The organism is Pseudoduganella sp. RAF53_2 (genome assembly GCF_052113985.1).
Classification (GTDB): Bacteria; Pseudomonadota; Gammaproteobacteria; order Burkholderiales; family Burkholderiaceae_D; genus Rugamonas.
The window spans coordinates 1-1982 of record NZ_JBFRDW010000859.1; the positions used below are offsets into that span (position 1 = coordinate 1).

At 59.6% G+C, this 1982-nt stretch carries 1 protein-coding gene; it reads left to right on the forward strand.

Features of this window, described 5'->3' with window-relative positions:
• Window positions 1-1304: MATE family efflux transporter (locus tag AB4Z11_RS30385; RefSeq protein WP_442029711.1), on the forward strand; the 1304-nt coding region annotated here is incomplete at its 5' end.
• Window positions 1305-1982: the final 678 nt, after the last annotated feature.

A 1982-nucleotide genomic window follows, 5' to 3' on the forward strand; every position in this document is an offset into this window, starting at 1 on the left:
GTCCGGTGTTGTCCCTTTTGATTCGTCTTGCCTTGCCGACCGTCGCCGTCATGTTTATAACGACACTGGTTGGTGTCGCCGAGACCTATTTTGTCAGCTCGCTGGGCTTGCAAGCGATCGCGGCCGCATCGCTAGTCGTTCCTGTGATGGTGCTGATGACCACGATGGCAAGCGCAGGCATCGGCGGCGGAGTGTCGTCAGCGATCGCTCGCGCCGGCGGCGCCCGCCGACAGGACGAGGCGGAAAGCCTGGCGTGGCACGCGCTGGTCATCGGGATCGCGGCGGGCGGGCTGTTCTCGCTACTGCTGATCCTGGCCGGCCCGGCGTTGTACCGCAGCCTTGGCGGCAGCGGCGCAGCACTGAAGCAGGCGGTGCTGTACTCGAACATCCTGTTCGGCGGTGCAATCCCGTTTTGGATATTGTTGTTGCTGCTGGCCGCCTTGCGCGGAACCGGTAACGTCAAGGTGCCTGCCAAGATTATCCTCGGCGGCGCGATGGGGGGACTGGTATTGTCACCAGTGCTGATTAACGGCTGGCTTGGTGCACCGCACATGGGTGTGGCGGGCGCTGGCGTCGCCCAGGTGTTATGCAATATCGCCGCGCTGAGCGTGGTGGTGCGGTACATGCGCTCGCCTTCTACCACGCTACGCTTGTGCCGCCATTCACTGCAGCGCAAGCATTTCCGTGCGATTCTCGGCATTGGCGTGCTGTCGGCGATTAACGCTGTCATGTCCGCCGCGGCAATCACCGCGCTGACTGCCGCAGCCGGTGCTGTCAGCCTAGCCGCCGTCGCCGGCTACGGCATAGCCTCCCGCCTCGACATGCTGTTGATACCGGTGATGTTCGGCTTTGGTACTGCCGCAATCACGCTGGTGGGCACCAACCTGGGCGCCGGCAACGTGGAACGTGCCCGTCGGATTGCGATCATCAACGTGCTGTTTGTTGCGGGCGTGGTTGGCACGGTTGGGCTGCTGGCCTCGCTGTTCCCGCAACTATGGCTAGGCCTGTTCACCAGCGATAGCGCCGCGATCGCGGTCGGTGCACAGTACCCGCACGTGGTCGCCCCTTTCTACGCGGGGCTGGGTGTAATTTTCGAGCTGTACTTTGCGGGACAAGGCGCGCGACGCATTCTCTGGCCGATGATCGCCAGCGTAGTACGCTGCTCGTTTGCGCTGGCGGCGATGGTGTTGGTGCAGCAACATTACGTGAGCCTGGACACTGCTTTCATACTGGTGGCGGTCAGCATCGTGGCGGCGGCCACAATTAGTCTACTCGGGTTCAAGTGGACACGCTGGAATCGATAGCGATCGACTCGTGGCCTAAATGCCGGGAATGCGTCGTCGGGAAACTCTTCGAACAAGGACAGTTGTACCACTTCCACCTGCTCGAGCGTTAAGTTTCTTCCTCGCGCAGCTGGACATGGATGTAATGACGCCTTTCCGCTCACGACCGGCTGAAACCGCAGCCGATAATGCCAAAGAAAACCTAACCCAGCTGACGCCTCTTGTCGGGTCAAGTCTAAGTTACTACAAATAAATGCCACGCCGGCACGCGGCCTCTCAGCGTACTTAGCTTTAGCGCGGCGCACACGACATCAGCGTCCAGCAGGTTGGATCGACGGTCTGTAATGCTCATTAGGTACTCCGTGTCCAGAGTCACATCGTGCAGACGCTGTCGGACAGTGGTTGAACTCCAATGTACTCATCAGTTACGAGCTATCGTGACATGGCGAGCCGAATGCAGCCAGCTAGACACAGCTACGCGGTCCGTTCTTAACGGTAGCTTTGCACATGACCTTATTGCGGCTGCGTCGCTGAGTGGAAATTTGCGTCTCCTGTACTGTATACTGCGGCTGCATCAACCAATGAGCTTTCGTTGGCCTTACCCTCCACGACCATGGCTTCGCATCGGCAATCAAGCCGTTATTGTGGTGGCTCTGATTGCCCTGTCTTGATCACACATTTGCTTGCAACGTTCTAGGG